Below are 605 nucleotides of genomic sequence, written 5' to 3' on the forward strand. Positions count from 1 at the left end.
GCTTTTGTACAGCAACAGAGGACTACAAAGATGTGGCTGCAGTGGCAGATCAAATTGGGATTCCTTACTACTCCGTCAACTTTGAAAAAGAGTACTGGGATCGAGTCTTTGCATACTTTCTTGAGGAGTATAGAGCTGGTCGGACGCCAAATCCTGATGTCATGTGTAACAAAGAAATTAAATTCAAGGCTGTCTTGGACTATGCACTGACTTTGGGAGCAGATTATGTGGCGACAGGCCACTATGCACAAGTGACAAGTGATGAAGACGGGCTGGTTCATATGTTGCGTGGAGCTGATAACGGCAAGGATCAAACCTACTTCCTTAGCCAATTATCTCAAGAGCAGTTGCAAAAGACCCTGTTTCCTTTGGGGCATTTGCAAAAGCCAGAAGTGCGTGCTATTGCAGAGCGTGCAGGGCTCGCAACCGCTAAGAAAAAAGATTCAACAGGGATTTGTTTTATCGGTGAGAAAAACTTCAAGGAATTTCTTGGTCAATACCTACCCGCACAGCCAGGCCGCATGCTGACAGTCGATGGTCGCGATATGGGTGAGCACGCAGGACTGATGTACTACACCATCGGTCAGCGTGGAGGACTCGGTATT

General features: G+C 47.1%; 1 protein-coding gene. It reads left to right on the forward strand.

Annotated elements, in window-relative coordinates; all coding sequences use genetic code 11:
- Positions 1–605 (forward strand): tRNA 2-thiouridine(34) synthase MnmA (gene mnmA / locus ACTQ48_RS11405; RefSeq protein ID WP_441571030.1); only part of this gene is annotated, 605 nt, incomplete at both ends.

This window comes from Collinsella sp. Sow4_E3 (assembly GCF_052116285.1).
In the GTDB taxonomy this organism is placed as follows: domain Bacteria; phylum Actinomycetota; class Coriobacteriia; order Coriobacteriales; family Coriobacteriaceae; genus Collinsella.